We start from the raw sequence: 22,827 nt of genomic DNA, 5'->3' as shown, positions 1-22,827 counted from the left end.
TCATGTCTTCTATGACCTTAAAAGCGCTGGTCGAGCGCATGGAACCCGGTTGCCACCAGGCGCTGGAGAAGGCCGTGGGCCTGTGTTACCAACGTACCCACCACAGTGTCGAAGTCGAACACCTGCTAAAGGCGCTGCTGGAAACCGAAAACAGCGACGTGCTGGCGGTACTGAGCCATTATGGCCTCTCGGCCGATCGCCTCAGCAGCGAGCTCAACCAGGCCCTGGAGAGCTTTAAATCCGGCAACGGCGCCACCCCGGCGCTGTCTCCCCGGCTGGTAGAGCTGCTGCGCCAATGCTGGATGGACAGCTCCATCGAGTTTGGCGAGCAGCAGATCCGCGGCGCCACCTTGCTCTATGCGCTGCTGAACGACGATGCCATGGCCGCCCTTGGCACTCGCCACGCCAAGGAACTGGACAAACTGGACCCGGCCCGGCTGCTGGCCGACTGGCCCAGCCTGCGTGACAGCCTCGGCAACAGCCAGCCCAACCCGGCTCGTAAAGGGCCGATGAAAGAAGAGGCCCTTGGCCAATACTGCATCGACCTCACCGCCCAGGCCCGCGAAGGCAAGCTGGACCCGGTATTAGGCCGTGACGATGAAATTCGCCAGATGGTGGATATCCTCACTCGCCGCCGCCAGAACAACCCCATCCTCACCGGTGAAGCCGGGGTCGGTAAAACGGCGGTTGTCGAAGGCCTGGCTCAGCGTATTGCCGAAGGCACCGTGCCCGACGCCCTCAAGCGCTGCCGGCTGCTGACCCTGGACTTGGCCCTGCTGCAAGCGGGCGCTGGGGTCAAAGGGGAATTTGAGAACCGCTTAAAGCAGGTGATAGCCGAGGTTAAGGCCTCCCCCGAGCCGGTGCTGGTGTTTATCGACGAAGCCCACAACATGATTGGCGCCGGTGGCCAGGCCGGGCAGGGCGATGCCGCCAACCTGTTAAAACCGGCGCTGGCACGGGGTGAGCTTCGCACCATTGCCGCCACCACCTGGGCCGAGTACAAGAAATTCTTTGAAAAAGACGCCGCCCTTGCCCGCCGCTTCCAGGTCGTGAAAGTAGAAGAGCCCACCGAAGAGGTAGCGATTCAAATTCTGCGTGGCCTGATGCCGGTGCTGGAAAAACACCACGGGGTGCACATCACCGATTCAGCCGCTCGCGGCGCCGTGGTGCTGTCGAGCCGTTATCTTGCCGGCCGCCAGCAGCCCGATAAATCGGTGGCGCTCTTAGACACCGCCTGTGCCCGGGTGGCCATGAGCCAGGCCAGCCTGCCGGCCGCCTTGGAGCGGGCCCAGGCGCGGCTGACCGCCCTGGAAACCGAAGCGGCCATCCTCGACAAGGAACAGCGCAAGGGTTTTGACCACGGCAAGCGCCGTGACGAGCTCGGCACCGAGATGGCGTTACTTCAGCAATCCGTTGAACAGTTAAGTAGCACTTGGCAATACGAGCAGCAGATGGTGGCCAATGCTCTGTCTCTTGGCGAGCAGTTGAGCGAAAGTGACGACGCTGCGCTACTGGACGAATTGAACGCGCTTCGCAGCCAACTGGGTGCCCGGGTCGAACCTTTGGTGCACTGGCAGGTTGACGAGCAACTGGTAGCGGAGGTGCTGTCGGACTGGACAGGCATCCCGCTGGGACGCATGCAGGCCGACGAGGTCCAAGGGATTTTGGCCCTGGACGAGCGCCTCAAAGCACGGGTGAAAGGGCAGGACCACGCTCTTGATGATATCGCCCGTACCGTACGCATCGCGCGGGCCAACCTGGCTGACGAGAAGAAACCCCTTGGGGTCTTCCTGCTGGTAGGGCCTAGCGGGGTAGGTAAAACCGAAACCGCCCTTACCCTGGCGGAACAGGTTTATGGCAGTGAAGCCAACGTGACTGTGATTAACATGTCTGAGTTCAAGGAAGAACATAAAGTGTCACAACTTCTGGGTTCCCCTCCAGGTTATGTCGGTTATGGCGAAGGCGGCGTTCTTACCGAAGCCGTGCGCCGTAAACCGTACAGCGTTGTGCTCCTCGACGAGATGGAAAAAGCCCATCCCGGGGTGCAGGACATCTTCTATCAGGTCTTTGACAAAGGCATGCTGCGTGACGGTGAAGGCCGTGACGTGGACTTCAAAAACACCGTCATCCTGATGACCTCCAACGCCGCCACCGACAGCATCACCGATCTGTTCGCCGACGAGCTGACCGCCCCTGACGACATGGGCAAGGTCAAAGAGGCCATCTGGGACGATCTGCTGGGCATCTTCAAACCAGCGTTTCTGGGCCGCTGTAGCGTCTTGCCCTACAAGCCCCTTGGCGCCGAGCAGCTGAGTGAGATCACTCGCCTGCAGCTGGGCCGGGTCAGCGACCGTATCGCGCGCCACCACAAGGTGCCGTTTAGTTACGGCGACGAAGTGGTAGACACCATCGTCGAGCGCTGCACCGAAGCCAGCTCTGGTGCCCGCAACATCCAGCAAATTCTACAGCGGCAGGTTCTGCCGCAAATGTCGGAGCAAATACTGCGCTGCCTGGCCTCGGAAACTCCGGTGGCCGGTGTCAGGCTGTCCGTCGTCGACGGCGAGCTGACAGTGGACGTCGAGGGCGCCGCAGTGTGACCCAACCCTGCCCGGGAGGGCCGGGCTGGGTAAACTTGTCCTCGTTACAGGACGTAACTCGCAATCGAAAGGAGCTATACCATGCAAGCCAATACTTACCTGAACTACGAAGGTATCAAGGGCGAAGCCACAGCAGAACAGTACAAGGACATGGTCACTGTCCTGTCTATGGACTTCAACGTACACCGTGAAATCAGCGCTTACACCGGTACCGCCATGGACCGTGAAGCTTCTGCTACCCGTCTGGGCGATATCACCATCACCAAACTGCAGGACAAAGCTTCCCCTGACTTCTTCAAAGAAGCCACCATCGGTAAAGGCAAAAAAGCCGTTTTCCACATGACCAAGCAGGGCGAGAAGATCGAAGAGATCATGAAGATCGAACTGACCGACGCCATGATCTCCAACTACTCCCTGTCTGTTGCTGGTGACCGTCCGGTTGAAACCGTGACCATTTCCTACACCGAAATGGTAATGACCGTGACTCCTACCGACGACAAAAACGCTGCCCAGGCCCCTCTGGTCTATGGCTACAGCGGCGTCAAAGGTCAGAAGCTGTAAGGCTTACTGCCCTGATGTCCCCTTGGGGAGGGTTCAGGCCCTCCCCATCTTTGATTTTCAAACACTTGGATGGTGTAGAGAAACATGGGCAAGGAACTGCAACATCATTTTCTTAAGATCCAGTCACCGCTTGGGCAGGACGCCCTGGTGTTGGAACGACTTGATGTCAGCGAGGGACTCTCGCGACTGTTCAACATCCAGGTGGGCTTTTTTGCAAACTCCCGTATCAGCGATCTCGATAGCCTGGTCGGAGAGAATGTGACTGTCAGCCTCGGCCTTGGCGATAAAGCGGGGGCCAAAGAGCGCTATTTCAACGGCCATGTGCTCAGCATCAGCGAGCTTGGCAAAGCCCAGCACAGCGACGAAGGCCAGCGTTATCAGGCGGTTATAGTACCCCGCGCCTGGTCCGCCACCCGCCGCGTCAACTGCCGGGTATTTCAGAACATGACCTCGGTGGATATTGCCAAGAAGGTGCTGGGTGAACACAGCCAGGCCATCGAAGAGTCATTGAAGTCTTTTTCCCCCTACACCCTGCCGTACTGCGTGCAGTACCAGGAGTCGGACTGGGACTTTGTGTGCCGCATTCTGGCCAACGACGGCCTGTTTTTCTTCTTCAAGCACGCAAAGGGCAGCCACAAGCTGGTGATCGCCAGCTCCGCCAAGGCCTTTGAGCCGGCGGCGGAAAAAGAAGTGATTTTTCGCACCAAGAAAAAAGGCGAAGCCCACATCAGCCGCTGGCTGGTGAGCAGCCAGGCCGCCACCGCCAAGTGGCTGGACCGCGCCTATAACTACTCGGCCCCTAATGACCGGGTGGATGAAAAGACCGACGGCAAACCGGCCGGCGACAAGTTTGGCAAGCAAGAGGCCTTCTACTACCACGGCGAGGAAAACCGCGCCCTGGAGAGTAAAAGCCGCGCCAAGCAGCATCTTAGCGCGCAAATCAACGACACCAGCCTTATCGAGGCGCGTAGCGACCTGCGCTCTTTGGGTGTGGGCCTTAGCTTCGGCTTTAAAGAGCACGAGGACAAAATCCCCTCGCCCAACGAGTTCAACATCGTCGAGATGACCCTCACCGCCCGGGTGCCGCTCAACAGCGACGGCGCCAGCGGTGCCAACGCCTTCCAGTTTGCCAACGCCTTCCAGTGCATGCCCGGCGACAAGGACATCGTGCCCAAACGCCGCGCCAAGCCGCTGATCCCCGGCATCCAAACCGCCACCGTTACCGGCAAGAGCGGCGAGGAAATTCACGTCGACAAGGACGGGCGCATCAAGGTGCAGTTCCACTGGGACCGTGAAGGCAAGAACAACGACGAAAGCTCCTGCTACGTGCGGGTTGCCCACCCATGGGCCGGCGCCGGTTTCGGTGCCCAGTTTATCCCGCGGGTCGGCGAAGAGGTGGTGATCGCCTTTTTAAACGGCGACCCGGACCAGCCTTTGGTCACCGGCGCCGTCTACAACGGCACCCATAACCTGCCGTACAGCACCGACGGTGACGGCAAAAACCGTTACGGCATCAAGACCCAGACCGTCAAAGGTGGCGCCAGCAACTACAACGAGTTGCAGTTCGACGACACCAAGGGCAAGGAGCTGGTCAACGTCCAGGCCGAAAAGGACATGAAGCTGCTGATCAAGAACGATCAAATTTTTGAGATCAAAAACGATCGCAGCGGCAAGGTACTGAACGACGACAGCCTGAACGTTACCAACAACCAGACCGTGAAAATCGACGGCGACCAGAAAATCACCGTGGCCAAGACCATCACCTTGGACGGCGGCACCTCCATTACCCTCAAGTGCGGCGGCGCCAAAATCGAGATGAAAAGCTCTGGTGAGATCAGCATCAAGGGCTCGGTGATCACCCTCAAAGGCTCGCAGATCAAGCTCAACTGATGGAAGCCCTGGCCCGTTTCTTTGCCCAGAGAAAAGCCGTTCTGGCCAGTCACGAAGCCGATCTGGGGGTATTAAAACAACTGGACCGGCGTTTTTTGGGCGAGTTGGCCCAGGGGCAGCTGGGGCCGGTGAGCTTGCCGGGGCTCAGTGCGGCAACGCTGTTGGCCGAGGCGGCAGACCCGCTGGAGGCGATGGTGGTGGTTGAGGGGCGAGATTGCCTCTGGCCCGGCGAGCTTTCGCGGCTGCATCAAGCCCTGTGCGCTATTGACCAAGGGCAACCGCTGGCCTGGTGGCTGGCAGCCTGTTACCCGGCCCTGCCGATGCCCAAGGGCGATGGCGGCTGGTTACAGGCCAGAGCCTGTTGGCTCAGGCAAAAGCCCCTGGAAGGGCCCTGGCAGGATTGGCTGCTGGCCACCCGGGGCGAACAGCTGGGCAAGTTGGTCCCTGCGCTCTGGGCGCTTTGCGCCGGGCACCAGTGGCAATACTGGCTGCCGCCGCTGTGGCAGCAGGCCAGCGAGGCCGAAGTGGTGGCCAGCATCAATGCCCTGGCGCCGCAGGTGGACGAAGTCACCCTGGTGGAGCTGATGGGGCGCAGCCATCTGGGCCGGTTCCTGCCCTGGCTTGGCACCCTTCGCCAACCGCAACTGAGTGAGGTGGTTATGGAAAATCAGCTGTATCTCACCGGCGGTGACAACAAACGTATTGCCGAGCGCCAATGTTGGGGCCAGGCCCTGGAAGGGGACTGGCTGAAACTGGCGCCGGCGCAATTGACCTTGAAGTTTCGCCAGCGGCTGTGGGCTCTGGTGGGGCGAGACGGCCGGGGCGCGCCTTGGTCGCTGTTTGGGGGGCGGTTATGCCTTGGCAACTGAGCCTCAGTGGCGAGCTGGCCGGCGTGAGCGCCGAGGCGCTGCTGGCCGGCATGGCGCCCATGCCAGAGGATGCCCCGGCGCCAACGGCGCCCGAGTCGCTGCTTTGCGCTGACAAGCTCAACTGGTATCTGCTGGCCTATGGCGACCAAAGGCCGGTGCCGCCCCAGGCGCAATTGGCCCGGGGCCGGGCCGGGTTGGCGCTGGTGCTTAGCCAACTACAAAAATCCGGCGAAGGGGCCAGGGTTATCGCCCCGCACCGGCAAGGAGTCTTGGCGCTCGATATCACCCCGGCGGCCGAAGGCATTGTTTGCCGGGAGCTGCTGATGGACGGGCGCTGGGACGCCAACCCGGATTTTGGCCCGGTGCTGCGCCGGGCTCGCCAGCATTGCCCGCAACCGGCGGCGGTGCTGATGCCGGGCTCGGGGGCCGACAATCGCCTGGAGCGGTTGATGCCGTTTTTCGGCGAGATGGCGGGCTGGACCGGTAGCGACGTGCCCTGGCAGTTTGCCGAGGCGGGCATGGCGCTTGAAACCGCCGGCGCGCTTTTTACCTGGGCCTGGATGGCGCAGGGGCTGGCTTGGGGGCAATGGCAGGGAGATGCTGTTGTCGTGGAATTGGATGACAGCCCCATGATGGGGTTGGCCGTAGTGCGGTGGCAAGGTAGCGAAGGATAGCATGAGTACGATCAGTTCCGTCGAAATCCAGGCTCACGGCTGTGATGTGATGCTGGCACTGCCCGGCAACGGTGGCGTGGGCAACCAGGTCATGGTGCCGGACGATGACGTCCTGGCCTGGATGGATTGGCTGCACACCACCTTCATGATCACCGCCGACGAGAATCTGGACGATTTCTCGAAGGTGATGAAGATGCTCAAGCTCGACAAGAGCGCCCAGTCTCCTTCCCAGGCTTATTCGGTGCTGGCCAATGCCCTGGCCCAAGGCGAGTTGGAAGCCTGGCGCCTGCCCCTGCCCAATGTACCCGAAGCCCCGGCTGGCGCCGATGCCGACGGCGGCTCCGACAGCTCCCGCGCCAATAGCGGTGCCAGCCAGGCCGGTGCCGGCAGCAATGGCGGCGCGGCGCAGTCCAAAGGTGCCAGTGGCGATGCCCCGGCCCCTGATGCCGCCGATGCCCAGACCCTGGGCGATCCGGTGGCCCCGGCCAGCGGCGAAGAGCTGCTGCAACTGATTGATTTTGAGATCCAAGGGCCGATGCCACTGGCGCTGAAGCGCTGGTACCGCTCCAGCCTTTGCGAGCGCGACAGCGGCCTGGGCTATGGCTGGTATTGCGATCTGCTGCGCCCCTTGTGGCAGGACGACGACCACGCCTACCTGCTCGACCACGAAGGCCGTCAGCTGCGATTCCCGCATTTAAAACCCAAGGAAGTGGGCTGGCAGGCCGCCACCGGCCATCGTCTTGAGCACAAGGCCGACGGGCGCATGGTGCTGACCGAGCCCGGCGGCCTGGTGTGGGTATTCTTGCCCCACGGCCGAGGGCAATGGCGGGTGGATGCCATCCACAACCTGCAAGGCCATTGCTGGCTGTTTTATTACGACAACAAAGGCCGGTTGTCGGCCATCGACGTAGCCCCGGAGCGGCGTCTGGTGCTGGGCTGGCAAGATAGCCACCTGGCCAGCATTGGCCTTAAACAGGGCAAGAAAACCCTGGCTCTGGCCCATTACCATTACGACGACAACGCCAATCTCAGCGAAGCGCGCAGCCAAAAGCTCAGCGAGCAGTACCGGTACCGTGGGCATTTGTTGAGCGAGCGTCGCCTCGCCTCTGGTTACCGCTTCTTGCTGGACTGGCAGGGCACCGGCCCTGGCGCCCGCTGCATCCGTACCCGCGGCGAAGACGGCTCCGACGATTACGCCTTCGAATACGACACCCTTAATCGCCAGACCCGCGTCACCGATGCCTTTGGCCACCAATGGCTGTACCGCTACGACAACGCCGGGCGCATCACCGCCCGCCGTGGCCCTGATGGCGGCGAACATCAATGGACCTACGACACCCAAGGTCGGCTGCGCCGCCACCGCCTGCCGGACGGCCGCGCCTGGCGTTACGACTTTGACCGCCGCGGGCTGCCGGTGTGTGACTGGCAGCCCGATGGCCGCCGCCATCGCCGGGTCTTTAACGGCCTGGGCATCTGCATCGCCGAAACCTTGCCGGACGGCCGCTTTATCGAGCGCAAAGTCGACGGTATCGGGCGCCTTTTAAGCGAGCGCCGCCCCGACGGCAGCCAATGGCAATATCACTACAACGACGCCGGTTGGCTGCAACAAGCCCAGTGCGACGATGGCCGGGTGGAGCGCTATGGTTTGGATGCCAAGGGCCAGCCCCTGGCGGTCGAGAAAAACCGCCACCTGCGCCGCTTTGCCTATGACGATTTGGGCCGCCCTGCCGGCCAACTAGTGCACGATCTGGTCACCCAATACCAGTACGACGGCGACAAGCTGGTGGCTAGCCATCAGTTCCCCGAGAACGCCCCTGCCCAGCAACAAAGCTGGCACTTTGGTTACGACAGCGCCGGGCGCTTAAGCCGCTTTGAAAACGCCCTCGGCCAGGTGCACCGCTTTGAATACGACGGCCGCGAACGGCCGCTGCGTTACATCCGCCCCGACGGCAAAACCGTGCACTACAGCTACGACAAGGCCCGCCGCCTGGTGGACTTGGTGCGCCCCGACGGTGGCCGCTGGCAGCTGGGCTACGACGCCCTCGGCCAGGTTGACCGGGTGGCAGCGCCGGATGGCCGAGACATTCGTTTTCGCTATGACGCCAACGGCCAAATCGTCCACCGCGAGCAAAGTGGTGACTGGGTCCAGCACTTAAAACGGGACGCCGGTGGCCGGGTCACTCGCCAAAATTCCCAAGGCAAGGGCCGCCAGCCGGTGGCCAAGCAATTCCGTTACGACCACCTTGGCCGCATGGTCACCGCCGCTTGTGAAGGGCGGCGCCTGGCCTGGCGCTACGACAGCCAGGGGCGCATGGTGCGCCACGACCAAGACGGCCACAGCGTCGGCTTTGGTTATGGTCATGGTAACCAGTTGCAACGCCTTAGCCTGCCGGACGGCACCCAAATCGCCTTTGCCTTTGAAGGCGAGCGCTGGTGCCAGGTGCAGGTAAACGGCGAAACGGTGCTAACCCGCAGCTTTGACGACAGCGGCCGCGAGCAAAATCGCCAGGCGCTCAACAACCAGCAAAGCCAGGTGTTTGACCGCCACGACCGGCTGGTAAACCGCCGCTGGCAGGGCCAGCAAAGCCACCTACGCCGCTACAGCTGGGACGCCGAATCGCGCCTTGAAGAGTTGGAAGACTCCGACACCGGGGAAACCCGCTTTGAGCGCGACAGCGTTGGCCAGTTGATAAGCGACGGCGATATCCACTTTCGTTACGACGAAGGGGGCAACCGCCGCAGCGACCAAGACCAACTGGGTAAAGACCGGCTGCTGCGCACCGAGAGCGCCTGGCGCCGCTACGACGCCCTGGGCGCCGAGGTAGAGCTGCGCGGCGAGCGGGACGAATCGCGCTACTTCGACGCCGAAGGTGGCCTTATTGCCTTTAACCGGGGCGGCTTGCAGCTTCGCTACGGCTACGACGCCCTTAATCGCCGGGCCTGGCGCAAAGGGCCAGACGGCACCGTTAATTACCTCTGGCAAGGAGACAACCTCCTTGGCGAGCAGCGTAATGGCCGCTGGCAGTGGTTTATCCGCGACCCGCAAACCCAAGAGCCGCTGCTGACCATCCATAACGGCGAGGTGTATTTTTACGAACTGGACTGGCGCAAAGCCCCCATCCGCCTTTGGGACAGCCAAGGCCAGTGCGCCTGGAAGGCCCAAAGCGATGCCTGGGGTAACTACCAGTGCGAAGGGGATATCCACCAACCCCTGCGTCTGCCCGGCCAGTTTGAAGACGAGCTTACCGGCCTTTACTTCAACCGCTTTCGCGATTACGACCCCAAGACCGGCCGCTACCTCACCCCCGATCCTTTGGGTTTAAAAGGCGGCCTGAATAGCTATCGTTATACCCGCAATCCGGTTGACTTCGTTGATATATTGGGACTCTGTGATGAATCCCCAGTTATGGATGCTCTGGGAGAAATGAAGGACGGGGCTCTTGAAGCTCTTGCTTGGGTCGACGATAAGACAACTATCCCGCCTTTAGCTGAGTTACAAAGTGAAGTTCAGTCAAAACTAGATGATATGGGGGCAGATGCTGTCGCCGAAGGTCAAGATTGGAAGATACCGTTGCTAGGCGTGACCTATGCGGTTGTAGCTGCCGTTGCTCCAACCAGCGCACTTGATTTGATGCCAGGTGGCAAAGCCGGAAAACTTGGTAAGTTAGGTAAAGCTGATCGAACATTAAAAGATTTCAAAACTCCATCCTATGAGGAATTTGAGAAACAGATTGGTGGTGTATATTCACCTTTGCCAAATGGTGTGGATAGCCATTGGAATGACTATGCACGGCCCGTCACTAAAGAACAGTTCATCGAACATGTTGAGAACAATAATCTCTCAAACGCATTTAATAAACCAGTTGAGGATATTTATAATGAAGTTTATTTATCAGAGAAAAACTCAAGACCTGAACCATCGACTTATCTAAATCCTGACTTTGCTGAATCTCATAAAAGCATGTTTCTTCCGGAAAGCGCTAGAGTTGATGCGAAAAATAGCTTCGAAAAATATAACAAAAGAAACATCGATGCTGGTCTCCCATTTGGTCGTCCGGATGGTGTCTTTATGTCACCAGGAGGACTTATCGATGATTTGCATGCTACCAACGATCCCAAAGTAATGGAGTCTACACTGGGCTTTGACTCAGGAACATTTGCGTCCCAAGGTGGAATGGTCAGAACGGTAGTTAAGGATCCGGAAAGTTTAAATTTGAGATTTGCTACCGGCAGAGAGAGCGGTGCAAACCCTCTGTGGGTGCCTGGAGGGTACACTTTGAACACGAAAGGTGGTAAAGGTATGCCTGAAATGATAATGGATCCAATTCCATCTCCCAGTAATAGTGATATTGTGGATATATATCAATGAGTATAAAAGAAGATATTTATAATTTGGCTATTAAAGGTGAACTTGGAAAGGTTCTGCGTGGAGAACTTTTTCCAATTGCTACGCCAATTGATATAAATTCAGAGATGCGACCGACAGATCACGATCAACTACTCATAAAATATATTTATCCTTTAATTAGAGAGCATGGTGTTTACTTTAAAAGCATCTTTGAACATGAACTTGTAAAAGTCGCTAATGAAAATTCACTTGGGCTATTTTGTGCAATTCAATGTTTTTATGTTCATGTGATAAATGAGAAAAATAAAGAGACTGATGTTTTTATCGCAATAGATTCTATCTCCAAGGATTTAGGTAATAGTTTTTTGTTAAATGGTGATGATTTGCACTCTTTGGAAATTGACAAGGGTGATCTTCTCTATGATAAATCATATAAACTTACGGTCTCTGGAATGAGAATATTGGAAAGAGACTATGGTGTTGATTGGGGAATTAAAATTCCCTAATGTCTCAGATGAAAAATCCCCACGACATGGTGATATGGTCGTGGGGATTTTTATATAAATTACTGCGCTTCAAACGCGCCGATATCCGGGGCGCTGCCTTGGTAGTCCTGGCCGACGTTGGTGCCGGCGTCGATAAGGTCGGAGCCGTTTACCAAGTGGAAGAACTGCACGTCGGGCAGGCTGCCGTCGGCTTTGCGGGGGCCGATCAATTCGTCGATATCCATGCTGTGAAAATCACTGGAACTGGCCGACAGGTTGTTTTGCCAGCTGTTGTAGCTGATGTTGGTGCTGCTGGCTTTAAGGCTGTCAGACGAGTTGCCGTCCAGCGAGATGCTGTTTTTGATAGTGAGCTTGTTGGCGGCATTGGTGCTCGAGAAGCCGAAGTTGCGGCCGTTGGCGTAACCGATGCTGTTGTAGATGGTGATGTCGCCGCGGTTGGAGTTGTGGTCGAAGCCGTCCACGGCGTTACCGGCGGCAATGGCGTTGATATAGACGGCGTTGTGCTTGAGGGCCTTGTCGTCGCTGCCGCCGGTTTTAAAGCCGTTGCCGTCGCCGCCGCTGGCCGAGCCGTTTTCCTGGTAGCCGTTACGGATGGCCCAGGAGTTCTCGTAGGTGGTGGTGACATTGTCGGCGCCGCGCAGATAGCCGTCGTAACCGTCGTCGAGGTTGTTCCAGGCACGGCAGCCGTAGAACTTGTTGCCGTCACCCACCCCCAGTTTGGCGGCAAAGCCGTCGGCGTTTTCCAATGACGAGTCGGCGTTGTAGAACGAGTCCACGTTTTTAATGAGGTTGTGGCTGGCGCCGCTGTCCAGTTGCAGGCCGGTGTCGGCGTTATGGGAGAAGGTGGCGAACTCCACGGTGTTGTAGGAGCCGGTGATGTGCATGCCGTTGTCGCCGGCGTACTCCACGTCGATACCGTAGATGCTCCAGTAGTTGCCGCGAAGCTCAATGCCGCGGTTGCTGCCGCTTTCTGCCATGGCCGAGAAGTTGAGCCGGGGCCGGCTGTCACCGGGGTATTTACTCAAGGTGATGGGGCTTGAGGCGGTGCCGCTTTGGTCAAGGTCGATGGGGTCGCCAAAGGCATAGGTGCCGCCGCGAAGATAGATGGTGTCGCCAGCCGAGGCCGAGGCGATAGCCGAGAGCAGGGCGCTGGCGCTATTGACCACGGTGGCGTCCGGGTCTACCGGCGCCGAGGCGCTGGGGGTGGCGCTAAAGGCATTGGAGTTGTCGCTGCTGCCGTCGCTCTGGGTGAATTTTATCCAGAACCAGTAAGGGGTCTGGTTGGCCAGATTGGTGGCGGTGTAGCTGTGTACGGTGGAGGCGAGGGTAGCTAAGCGGGTGCGCCCGGCCGGATCGCTGTCGGTGTCGTAATACACCTGGTAGCTTGAGCCGTTGCCTGGGTCTGTCCAGTTGAGTGTCACCTGGCCGTCGCCGGCGCTGCCGCTTAAGGTAATGCTGGCATCAGCGCTGCCGCCATCACTACCGCCACCGCTGGAGCCGCCGCTGGGTATTGAGCATTCCTTGACGCTCTTGCTGGGAATGGGGTCGCTGCCGAAGGTGGCAACGCTGCACACAAAGCTGCCATTAAGCACCTTGTAGACAAACTGCCCCGATGCGCCAAAGGCAACGTTGGTGGCCTGGCTTACCGAGCAGCTCTCGTCGCTTTTACAAATGGTGGTGTAGCCGTCTGGCCTGTTGGTAGCGGCCTGGGCCGACAGGGCAATCAGCCCCAGGGCCAGCACGCAGATACGGGTTCCCATGGAATTCTCCTTCAGTTCGCCCAGGCCTGTGACCCTCCTGGCAGGGGCCGGGCAGACAACATCAATGTTCGGCGTCGCGGTTTCCTTGTCCGCGCGGCGGGCACCTTGGGGTGCCAGAAGGAGAATACGGCTGGTTATTGTATGAACTTTTGTCAGCCTGTCTGAATGAGCAGGGGCAAGATGGCCAAAGGTGCCGCATCTGAATAATTTGTCTCTGCCGAGGGTGGGGAGGGGATAAAAAACGGCGGCCTGGGCCGCCGTTTTCACTCAGGCAAGTACCCAGCCGCCATAGAGGGTGCCGCCCACAATGGCGATGGACACCAACAGCCTTGCCAGGGTAGGCAGGGTGCCATGGGCCAACTGGAAGCGGTTCCAAAGGTCCAGGCGCCGCTGCAACTGGTGTTCGCTGCCCGGCATCAGCACCGGGTAGCTGGGCGGCGCTGCCGGAGCTGTTGGCGCGGCTCTACTCTCAAGCTCGCCGGCTGCCATTTGTTCTACTTGGCCTTCGGCCTCGATAAGGTCGTCCAGCAGCAGGTCGCGAATGTATTCCAGCGCCCCGGCGATGCTGTCCATGCGCTCATGGGCCGCTGGGCACCACTCGCCCCAGTTGTGTTTGTCCACGGCCACTAGCCCAAATTCGGGGAAGGAGTCGCGCCAGTTCTCAATCTCGAAGTGGGCCAGCAGCTTTTGGGTGGGCACCATCTCGGCCATGGCCTGGTTGATGGTTTCCATTACGGCGCCAACGCTGGTGGCCACCTTGAGCATGCGTTTTTTCTCAAAATACCCCACCTGGCCGTCGGCGGTGATCACCAGCCAGGTATTGGCCAGCAGGGCTTGTTCGTTACGCACCACCGCCGCCATGTGCTCGCAGGCGTGCAGCAGCCCCAACAGGCCCTTGAGGTAGGGCTCCCAGCCCTGGCCAAGGCTGGCGGCGGCTTGCAGGTGTGAGCGGTGGCACAGGGCATCGTGCTCCTTGAGGCCGTGGGCCAACTGCTGGTGCTCGGCGGCCAGGGCTTTTAGCACCCGCGGGATGTCGTCTTTTTTGATTTCCTCGCCGCGGTGGCGGATCACCCCGCCCGAGGGCTGCAACTCGCCCCGCTGCAAGGCCTTTAAGGTGGCAATCTCGATATCCAGGTTGCGGGCTGAGGCGAGATCTTCCTTCAGGCTTTGCGGGTAGAGGCTGGCCAGGGCCGCGCCTGGTTCAGCGGGCTCGGCGCCGGTTTGCAGCAGTTCGTCCAGGGAGGCGAAGTTGCGCATCAGGTCGCGGTCCAGGTAGTTGCCCCGGTAGCGCGGGTGCAGAGACTGGCGGCTAAAGCGGCGCATCACGGCGTCTTGCTCTGCTACCGGCTCCAGCTCGTCACGCTTTTCGGGGTTGTAGAAATCGCGGCTTAGCTGCTGGCGCAGCGCCTCAGGCTCGCTAAACAGCACCCAGGCTGAGCGATGGTCGATGTCGGCGGCGATATAACAGGCCTTGGCGTTGTCTTCCCGGTCGCGGTTGGCCGGGTGGCTGGCCCACATCTGTGGCGGCCGGGCCATGTCTTCATCAAAGACCCGGTGTTGGGCTGGGTCGCAGCCTTCCTCGGCGGCGGGGGGCTTGCCGTAGCCGGGGTCGTCCAGCACGGTGCGCATGGCGTCCAGGGTGATGTGCTGGGCGCTGAACAAGTCCCCCAGGCGTTTGCCTCTGCCGGCTTCGCTGCGGGCTACATCAATGGCGGTTTGCCAGCCGTGGTCGGCGGCCTGGAGTTTGTGCAGGGCGTTGACCAGGGCGTCGCTGCCGGTCACCGACACCGCCACCAGATCGGCGTTAAATTCCATTTCCCGGCTGAGGGCGCGCTCGGCCATCAGCACCAGCCGGAACAGGCTGTCCATTACCGCTCGGATGGACCAGAAAGCCAACCCCAGCAGCCAGCCAACCCAGGCGATGCGCGGATCGGTGCGGCTGATAAAGCTGATGATCTTATCCAGCCAATCGCGGGTGCTGACCATATGGCCGATGATCTGCTGGGCAATGTACACCCAGCGGCCCACCATCATGGAGCGCTGGGCAAAGTGGCCGAACTCGTGGGCCAGTACCGCTTTGAGCTCCCCCAGGCTCAGCACGTTCACCAGCCCAAGGCCGATGATGAGGTTCTTTTTCGACGGCAGCAGCAGGTTCATCAGCGACAAGTCGTAAAACACCGCCGCGTTCACCTCAGGGGTTAAAAATACCCGGTGCGGGCGGGGCGCGCCGATGTCGTCGGCCAACTGATGGACAAAAGCAAACAGCTCCGGCTGCTGCTCGGCACTCACTTCGATGCCGCCGGGGTTGCCGCCTTTTCGCACTGTGAGCAGGGATTTGGCCATAAAGAGGGTGAGCAGCGAGGCGCACACCGTGACCAGCAGCCGCACCCAGTCAAAGCGCTCCATCAGGTGCTCGATGCCCCTGACACTAACCATGCCAAAGCAGATCCCAAGGGCGATGTAGCCCAGCATAAAGAGGGTCAGCCCCAGCATGGCCAGCAGGGCCTGGCGCCGGTAGGAACGGCGGGGTTTGGTGAGGTCAGCCGGCACCTTGGCCGGGCCGGCAGGATAGAGGGCGTGCTGCGCCATCTACGACTCCTTCCTTGGATGAGTAAATAACGCCCAATACTAGCAGTGGCGGGGCCTGCATGGAATGGCGAACAGCGCGCTGGCCCAGGCCCTAAAGCAAAAAAAGGCCCCTTTCGGGGCCTTTTGTCAGTTGCCTTCTTTTTTCTTGAACAAGTCGCCGAGCTTTTCGCCCAGTTTGTCCTTGAGCTTGTCTTTGACCTTGTCCTTTTCTGCGTCGAGTTTTTCCTTGGCCTTGCCTTTTAACAGTGCGTCCATGTCCGGGCGGACCTTGGGATCGTCGAAGCTGCCGGTGATCTTGATGGGCAGGGTAATGCCGTTGAGCTCATCCATGGATTTGCCGTCCTGGCCCTTGAGGGTGCCCACCACTTTGGCGGCCACGGCGTAGTCCAGGGTCTTCTTGGGGAGATCAATGTCACCGGCGCCGGTTACCCGCAGCAGCGGCGAAGACAGCAGCAGATCCGGGTTGTTCATCTTGCCGTCCTTGAAGGTGGCAGAGCCGGACAACTCGGCAAAGTCGGTCTTCTTGGAGTCCTCTTGCGGGGCGCTTTGGCCCTTGAGGATGGCACCGGCTTTGCGCAGCTCATGGGCCACGTTGATGCCATACACGGCGCCGTCGCGGAACTGGAAGTCGGCGCTGCCGTTGAGGCTCTCGGTGATGCTGTTGGGGGTCAGGCCAATGGCGGTGATGCTGGCTTTGGTACTGGTGGTACCGGCCAAAAGCGGCTTGTCAGACTGCATAAAGTCTTTAAGCAGCGGCTCAATCTGCACGCCGCTCAGCTCGTTTTGTACCGCCAGGCGCGCCGGTTGTTTGCGGGCGTCGAGCTGGGCGCTGAGCTTGATGGCGCCGCTGTAGAGCTTGGCGCTGAGCGGGGCCAGGGCCAGCTGGCCACGGTCGTTGCTGGCCTTGAGGCTGATGTCCTGCATCTTGACGTGCTTGATGGTCAGGGCGCCGAGGCTGAAATCGGCGCTGGCCTTAAAGCCGCGCAGGGCCGAAAGGTCCGGCTCGATTTGCGGGCCGGCGGTCTCGGCTGGGGCGTTGGCGGTAGCGGGTTTGTCGGCCTCTGGCGGCAGGTAGCGGTCGGCGTCGAATTTATCCAGGGCCAGGGTCAGGGCCAAATCGGGCACGGCGGTGGCCACGTCTACCTTGGCCGAACCACTGATTTTGGTTTGGTCCAGGTTACCGGCCAGGTTGGTCAGGGCCGCTTTTTTCTGCCCGTATTGCCAGTCAAAGCCCAGGGCAAAGTCCGAGAGGGTACTGTTGTCGGCACGTTCGGGCAGGGCAATGCCTAAGCGCTCGGCCAGGCCGCGCAGGTCGGTTTTCTCGATTTTCAGGCTACCGCTTGCCATGGGGTCGGCAAACAGGGATTTGGCGGCCAGCTTGCCGGTCAGTACCAGGTTGCCCAGGTCCAGCTGCAGGCTGTCCATGGTCAGGGTGCCAGCGGCCAGGTTCAGCTCGCCCTTGGAGGCAAATTGGGTCTCGATGGGCTTGGCAAAACCGTCGCCGGAGAGCTTCACCGTGGCGGCCAGGCGCGGCAGGGTAATGGCGGTGAGCTGGTCGTTGAATTTCACCTGGGCGTCCAGGGTGGCCACGGCCTGCTGGGCACCGAGGGTGTGCAAGCGGGCATGCAGGCTGGAGTCGCCGCCAGGGGCAAAGCCGTCCAGGGTCATTTCATCCAGCACCAGTTGCTGGGTGGTTTTACCCTTGGCATCCAGCATGTTGACCTGAATATTGTTAAGCGCAATGCTGCCGAGGTTGAGCTTTTTCAGCGCGCTTAAGTCCGGGGCGCCGGGGGCGGTTTGGGCGTCGGGTTTTGCCTCGGGCTGGGTGGCCTGGGCGGTGTCGGCCGGCTTGATGTTCACCACCACGTCGCTCAGGGTCACGCCGTTCACTTCCACATTGCCTGAGAGCAGCGGCATCAGTTTGACCGACACTTTCGCGTCGCCAATCTGGGCGGTGGTGCCTTTGGCAAAGCCGTCAGGCTCGGACACGGCAGCCTTTTCGATGGAAAGGCCAATGGATGGGAAGAAGGTCCAGCCCAGGTCGCCATCGAGCTTGAGCTCGCGGCCGGTGTTTTCCTGCACGGCCTTTTGGATCTCGCCCTTGTAGCTGTTGGGGTCGATGCTGAGGATAAAGCCCACCAGGGCGATAACCAGCACCAGAACAACCCCCACCACTATCGCCAGGATCTTGCCTGCTTTCATGTGTTCTCCTTTGCTCCGCTCATACCAGCGCCGGGGTCGGCCGGGAGCCTGTGGCATTCAACTTAGGATATAAGTTAGCAATTGAGCCTGCCAAAAGCAGGCTGAATCAAGGCTTTAATGTGTTTCGATAGATTATCCAACGGCTTGTTGACAGCGCCGTTACTCGCGTTCTATCACCATTTCGTCCAAGAGGTTGGGGGCCGGGTACACCGATTCGAGCAGCCACAGCACGTAACGCATATCCACGTGAATGGCGCGGGTTATCTGCGGGTTGAAGTACCAGTCCTTGGTGATGGACTCATAAGTGGAGTCGAAGTTCAGGCCCACCAGGCGGCCCTGGCCGTCCATCACCGGCGAGCCGGAATTGCCGCCGGTGGTGTCGGCGCTGGACAAAAACGCCACCGGCACCGAGTTAAAGGGTTTAACTGCCGGGCAGGGCAGCAAGGTGCAGTACCAGGCTGGCTTGGGCGACAGGGTATCGCGCTCGAACTGGCCAAAGCGCCGGTCTTTGATGGCGGCTTTGAGGGCCTCTGGCACCGCAAACTCGCCGCTGTCCTGCTCTTTTTGCAAGATGCCATCCACCGAGGTGAAGGGGCCGTAGTAGACGGCGTCGCGGGGCTGGTAACCGGCCACGGTACCGAAGGTCACCCGCAAGGTGCTGTTGGCATCGGGGTACACCGGCAGGCCGCGGGCCTCGTTGTAGGCAATGATGTCCTGCATGTAGGCCGGGCGCAGCGCCGAGAGCTCACCGTCCAGGGCCTCTTCTTGGTCTTCGGCGGCGATCACTTGCGGGGTGAGGGCGACCGCCAGTTTCACCATTGGGTCCTGGCTTTTTGCAAAGGCAGCGGCGTTCATATCCAGCAGCGCCAGCCGGGCCTTGGCATCAAGCAGTGCGGTGTACTGGTAAAGGGCGTCAAGAGCCGGTTTGCCGTTTGCTAGCGGCAGCACGGCATCCAGAGCCGGGTCGCGGTAGTCGCTGGCCAGATAGTGGCCGAGCTTGGCTTGCCAGATGGCCTGGTCGATTGGGGGCACAAAGCGGCTTTGCAGGCGCTCAAGGCCGGCTTTGAGCATGGCCTGGTCGCGGTCTTGAAAGCCGGCTTTACGGTCGGCATCGGGCTTTTGGCGCTCCAGGGCGTTGCGATAGAGGCGTATGGTGGCATCCAGCAGCGCCGACTGGTGGCTCAGGGCCTGGTACCACTGGCGCTGCCACTGGGGCTGGGCCTTTTTCAAGGCGCTTTCCAGGGCCTCAAGGTGGGCTTTACTGGGCAGGGCCGCTTCCTTTTGGGCCTTGATGGCGGCGATATCGGTTTGTTTAAAGCCGTCTATCAGCCCTTCGAGCTTTTTCATGCGGTTGTTAAAGCTCGCCACGGTGCTGGCGTAAGCCACGGCCCATTCGGGGTGGCCCTGGCTTTGCTGGTTGATGATGGCCAGAGTCTGGCGGTAGTCGGCGGCCTGGGTGGGGTAGGTCCAGTTTTTGGCAAAGTTGACTTCCGAGGCCAGGCGGTAGCGGGAGGTAGAGCCCGGGTAGCCTGCCAGCAAAATGCCGTCACCTTCACGTACGCCCTGGGCGTTGATGTGCAGGAAATGCTTGGAATGATAAGGCTTGTTGTCGGGGCTGTATTCGGCAGGCTTGCCGTCGGGGCCCACATAGACCCGTAGCACCGAGAAATCGCCGGTGTGGCGGGGCCATTCGAAGTTGTCGGTGTCGCCGCCAAATTTACCTATGGCCTCCGGAGGCGCGTACACCAGGCGCACGTCTTTGAACATGGTCTGGGTAATGCGCTGGTAGGAGAGGCCGCCGTGGAAGCTTCGCACCTGGCAGCGGGTAAAGGCGTCGGTCTCGCAGTCCTTGATAAGGGCTTTGCTGGCCTCTTCAATAGCGTCAAAGCGGGCCTTGCCGGTTTGCTGCCCCACCTTGGCCAGTACCGCTTGGGTGACATCGTCGATGGCGCGGGTCACGTAAATCCGCTCCTGGGGGCCGCCGGGCAGCTCTTCGGCATAGGCCTTGGCAATAAAGCCCTTTTCAATCAGGTTGTTGGCAGCCGTGGAGTTGTGCTGGATCATCCCGTAACCACAGTGGTGGTTGGTGAGAATAAGGCCATTGGGGGAGACAAAGGCGCCGGAGCAATAGCCCATGGAGATCACCGCATTGAGGGGGAAATCCAGGGGATTGGCGAGCTGCTGGGCATCGAGGCGGATGCCCACTGCATCCAGTTGTTGGCCCAGCTGTGCCAACTGGGCCGGTTGCCATTGGCCTTCGTTGGCCTGGCTGCAAAGGCTGAAAAGAGCCAGGGCACTGGCCGCTAACAGCTTGGTTTTCATGGCGATATCCTTGCCTGATTCAGAATGTCGCCAGTGTAGTGGCTTACAGCCAGTTGGTCAGCATGATCCCGGTGCCAATGCTTTGAGTTGCATGGTTATAGTCGATGAGTGACTCGCCATAGCCATTAAAGTACTGCACATAGCCCCGCAATTTGCCCCAAAGGGGGAAGGTAAAGCCCAGTTGCAGGGCCCCTTTGTTGTCGCTGCCACGCAGGTTGTTGCGCAGCATGAAGTCGACACTGTAGTTACCCATCACGTAGACCCCGGTAAATTCGCCGTAGCCCAGGTATTTTTCGATATCGGGGTTGTTGTCGTCTTCGCGGTTCTCGGGGATGCGGTACCAGGGTTTGACCTGGAACACGGCGTTGTCGGTCTCGAAGATAAAGCTGGCGTAGATGCGGTTCCAGGAGCGCGAGTAAGGGTCAGAGTGGCCGTTGGACTGATGCACGGCGCCAACGTTGATGTACTTGGGCTTGATGCCGAACCAGTCGTCGGAGACGTTGAAGCTCATGAAAATTTCCGGCTCGTAGTTGGTCTCGCGAAACGGCGAGGAGAGCCCGGAGTTATAAGCCTGCCAGTAAGATTGCTGGGTGTAGGCCACCCACAGGCTGTTGTCGCCGCCAAACATCTTGAAGGCCAGCGGGAACTTCAGGCTGAGCTGGAATTTAAATTCCACGTCGTCGAGGTTTTCGTCGTTTTCCAGCTCACCGGGGTAGGAGTTGGGCTTGGGGTCTTTGCGGTAGTACACCGGCAGCATGTAGTTGGGCTGGTGCGGGGTAATGACAAAGGGGTTTTCGGCGGTGCTCTTCTCGCGGTTGACCCGCTGCTCCACCAGGCCGTCATCTTTCTTGGCGCGCTCCTCGATAGACTCAGGCTGGGGCGGCTCAACGGCGATGTCGGATTCGTTTTCCACCGGTTTGGTGGTGGCCGGTTCCTTTTGAGTCTTGGTCTGGGTTTCGTTTTTAGGGTTGTCGGCGGCGGTGGCGGCAACCGGCAGCAAAAGGGCAAAAACACAGGCTTTGATCATGGTTCTTCCGTGAGTCTTTAGGTTCAGGAGCTTTAGCCCCATAATAATGGGCCTTTGATTGAACTGATACTGACGTCATGGCCGAAAAGCGCAAAGCTTTCAATAAGGAAGGTGACTCCAAGGTCGCCGCCCTCAAGGTTCCCCCACATTCCCTGGAGGCCGAGCAAAGCGTGCTTGGCGGCCTGCTGCTGGACAATCAGGCCTGGGACAGGGTAGCGGAAGCCGTGGTGGAGCAGGATTTCTACTCCCGCGCTCACCGGCTCATCTTCAAGGCCATGGTGCAGTTGATGGCGGTGAACAAGCCGCTGGATTTGATCACCGTCTCCGAGCAAATGGAGCGGGAAAACTGCCTCGAAGAAGCCGGCGGTTTTGCCTATTTGGGCGAAATTGCCCGCAACACCCCCAGCGCCGCCAACATCCACGCCTACGCAGAGATCGTCCGCGAGCGGGCGGTGGTGCGGGAGATGATTGGCGTTGCCAATGAGATAGCCGAGTCCGGGTTCGACCCCCAGGGCCGCAGCACCGAAGAGCTGCTGGACATGGCCGAGAGCAAGGTCTTTAAGATTGCCGAGAGCCGCGCCAACGCCAACGAAGGCCCCCAGGACATCAAGCGCATCCTCGAAAAAACCGTCGACCGTATCGAAAAACTGTTCGGCCAGCCCCACGACGGCGTAACGGGGGTGTCGTCCGGGTTCCAAGATCTCGACAAAATGACAGCGGGGCTTCAGTCGTCAGACCTCATTATCGTGGCCGCCCGTCCGTCCATGGGTAAAACCACCTTTGCCATGAACCTGGCCGAATACGCGGCCATGACCCAGGACAAACCGGTGTTGATCTACTCCCTGGAGATGCCCTCCGAGCAGATCATGATGCGTATGCTGGCCTCTTTGGGTCGCATCGATCAGACCAAGATCCGTACCGGCCAACTGGACGACGACGACTGGGCGCGGCTTAGCTCCACCATGGGGCTGCTGATGGAAAAGGGCCGCATGTACATCGATGATTCGTCGGGCCTGACCCCCACCGAAGTGCGCTCCCGTGCCCGGCGTATTGCCCGTGAGCACGGTGGCGTGTCCCTTATCATGGTGGACTACCTGCAGCTGATGACGGTGCCCGGCATGCAGGACAACCGGACCCTGGAAATCGCCGAGATCTCCCGCTCGTTAAAGGCCCTGGCCAAGGAGCTGGAATGCCCGGTGATTGCCCTGTCGCAGCTCAACCGCTCCTTGGAGCAGCGCGCCGACAAACGCCCGGTAAACTCGGACCTTCGGGAATCGGGCTCTATCGAGCAGGACGCCGACCTTATCATGTTCATCTACCGGGACGAGGTCTATAACCCGGAGACCACCGACAAAGGCACGGCAGAAATCATTATCGGTAAGCAGCGGAACGGCCCCATAGGCCGGGTGCGGCTGACCTTCTCGGGCCATTTCTCGCGGTTTGACAACTACGCCGGCCCTGCCTTCGAGGACGATTACTAAG

General features: G+C 59.8%; 13 protein-coding genes. 8 read left to right on the top strand and 5 right to left on the bottom strand.

Going from position 1 to position 22,827, the window contains the following annotated elements; all coding sequences use genetic code 11:
- Window positions 1–2 precede the first annotated feature (2 nt).
- The 7 genes from tssH (at window position 3) to EDC28_RS01410 (ending at window position 11,445) form a co-directional block, all read left to right on the top strand.
- The gene (tssH, locus tag EDC28_RS01440) at window positions 3–2,597 is read left to right on the top strand and encodes a type VI secretion system ATPase TssH (protein WP_050657884.1); all 2,595 of its coding nucleotides are present in this window, start codon (window positions 3–5) and stop codon (window positions 2,595–2,597) included.
- 81 nt (window positions 2,598–2,678) lie between these two features.
- Window positions 2,679–3,158, top strand: a complete 480-nt coding sequence (locus tag EDC28_RS01435) for an Hcp family type VI secretion system effector (RefSeq protein WP_050657883.1) — start codon at window positions 2,679–2,681, stop codon at window positions 3,156–3,158.
- An 84-nt stretch (window positions 3,159–3,242) separates the two neighbouring features.
- Window positions 3,243–5,048 carry a type VI secretion system Vgr family protein gene (locus tag EDC28_RS01430; RefSeq protein WP_123420423.1) on the top strand — a complete coding sequence of 602 codons (1,806 nt, stop codon included), beginning with the start codon at window positions 3,243–3,245 and terminating at the stop codon, window positions 5,046–5,048.
- The gene (locus tag EDC28_RS01425; RefSeq protein ID WP_123420422.1) at window positions 5,048–5,917 is read left to right on the top strand and encodes a hypothetical protein; all 870 of its coding nucleotides are present in this window, start codon (window positions 5,048–5,050) and stop codon (window positions 5,915–5,917) included. The genes EDC28_RS01430 and EDC28_RS01425 overlap by 1 nt, the downstream gene beginning before the upstream one ends.
- Window positions 5,902–6,591, top strand: coding sequence for a hypothetical protein (locus EDC28_RS01420; RefSeq protein WP_123420421.1), 690 nt, complete (start codon window positions 5,902–5,904; stop codon window positions 6,589–6,591). Before EDC28_RS01425 ends, EDC28_RS01420 begins: the two co-directional genes overlap by 16 nt.
- Before the next feature lies 1 nt (window position 6,592).
- Window positions 6,593–10,960, top strand: coding sequence for an RHS repeat-associated core domain-containing protein (locus tag EDC28_RS01415; RefSeq protein ID WP_123420420.1), 4,368 nt, complete (start codon window positions 6,593–6,595; stop codon window positions 10,958–10,960).
- The gene (locus EDC28_RS01410) at window positions 10,957–11,445 is read left to right on the top strand and encodes a hypothetical protein (protein ID WP_123420419.1); all 489 of its coding nucleotides are present in this window, start codon (window positions 10,957–10,959) and stop codon (window positions 11,443–11,445) included. The genes EDC28_RS01415 and EDC28_RS01410 overlap by 4 nt, the downstream gene beginning before the upstream one ends.
- A 59-nt stretch (window positions 11,446–11,504) precedes the next feature.
- Here the strand turns inward: EDC28_RS01410 and EDC28_RS01405 are convergent, their stop codons facing one another.
- The 5 genes from EDC28_RS01405 to EDC28_RS01385 form a co-directional block, all read right to left on the bottom strand.
- On the bottom strand, window positions 11,505–13,205 hold the full coding sequence (locus EDC28_RS01405) for a fibronectin type III domain-containing protein (RefSeq protein WP_123420418.1): 1,701 nt from the start codon (window positions 13,203–13,205) through the stop codon (window positions 11,505–11,507).
- Window positions 13,206–13,472: 267 nt separating this feature from the next.
- The gene (locus tag EDC28_RS01400; protein WP_123420417.1) at window positions 13,473–15,794 is read right to left on the bottom strand and encodes a M48 family metallopeptidase; all 2,322 of its coding nucleotides are present in this window, start codon (window positions 15,792–15,794) and stop codon (window positions 13,473–13,475) included.
- A gap of 126 nt (window positions 15,795–15,920) precedes the next feature.
- Entirely contained in the window at window positions 15,921–17,996 is a 2,076-nt protein-coding gene (locus tag EDC28_RS01395) for an AsmA family protein (protein WP_170163991.1), read from the bottom strand.
- Window positions 17,997–18,155: 159 nt separating this feature from the next.
- Window positions 18,156–20,318, bottom strand: coding sequence for a S46 family peptidase (locus tag EDC28_RS01390; protein WP_123420415.1), 2,163 nt, complete (start codon window positions 20,316–20,318; stop codon window positions 18,156–18,158).
- A gap of 43 nt (window positions 20,319–20,361) precedes the next feature.
- Window positions 20,362–21,345 carry a phospholipase A gene (locus EDC28_RS01385; protein WP_050657872.1) on the bottom strand — a complete coding sequence of 328 codons (984 nt, stop codon included), beginning with the start codon at window positions 21,343–21,345 and terminating at the stop codon, window positions 20,362–20,364.
- A gap of 77 nt (window positions 21,346–21,422) precedes the next feature.
- Here EDC28_RS01385 and dnaB point away from each other — a divergent pair, with 77 nt between their 5' ends.
- A complete protein-coding gene (gene dnaB, locus EDC28_RS01380) occupies window positions 21,423–22,826 on the top strand; it encodes a replicative DNA helicase (RefSeq protein WP_050657871.1) in 1,404 nt (467 codons plus the stop codon).
- The last annotated feature ends 1 nt before the right edge of the window (window position 22,827 follow it).

The sequence above is a fragment of the Gallaecimonas pentaromativorans genome (genome assembly GCF_003751625.1).
Lineage (GTDB): Bacteria > Pseudomonadota > Gammaproteobacteria > Enterobacterales > Gallaecimonadaceae > Gallaecimonas > Gallaecimonas pentaromativorans.
The sequence above is the reverse complement of the archived record's forward strand: the minus strand, read 5'-3'. Positions and strand labels throughout refer to the sequence as shown.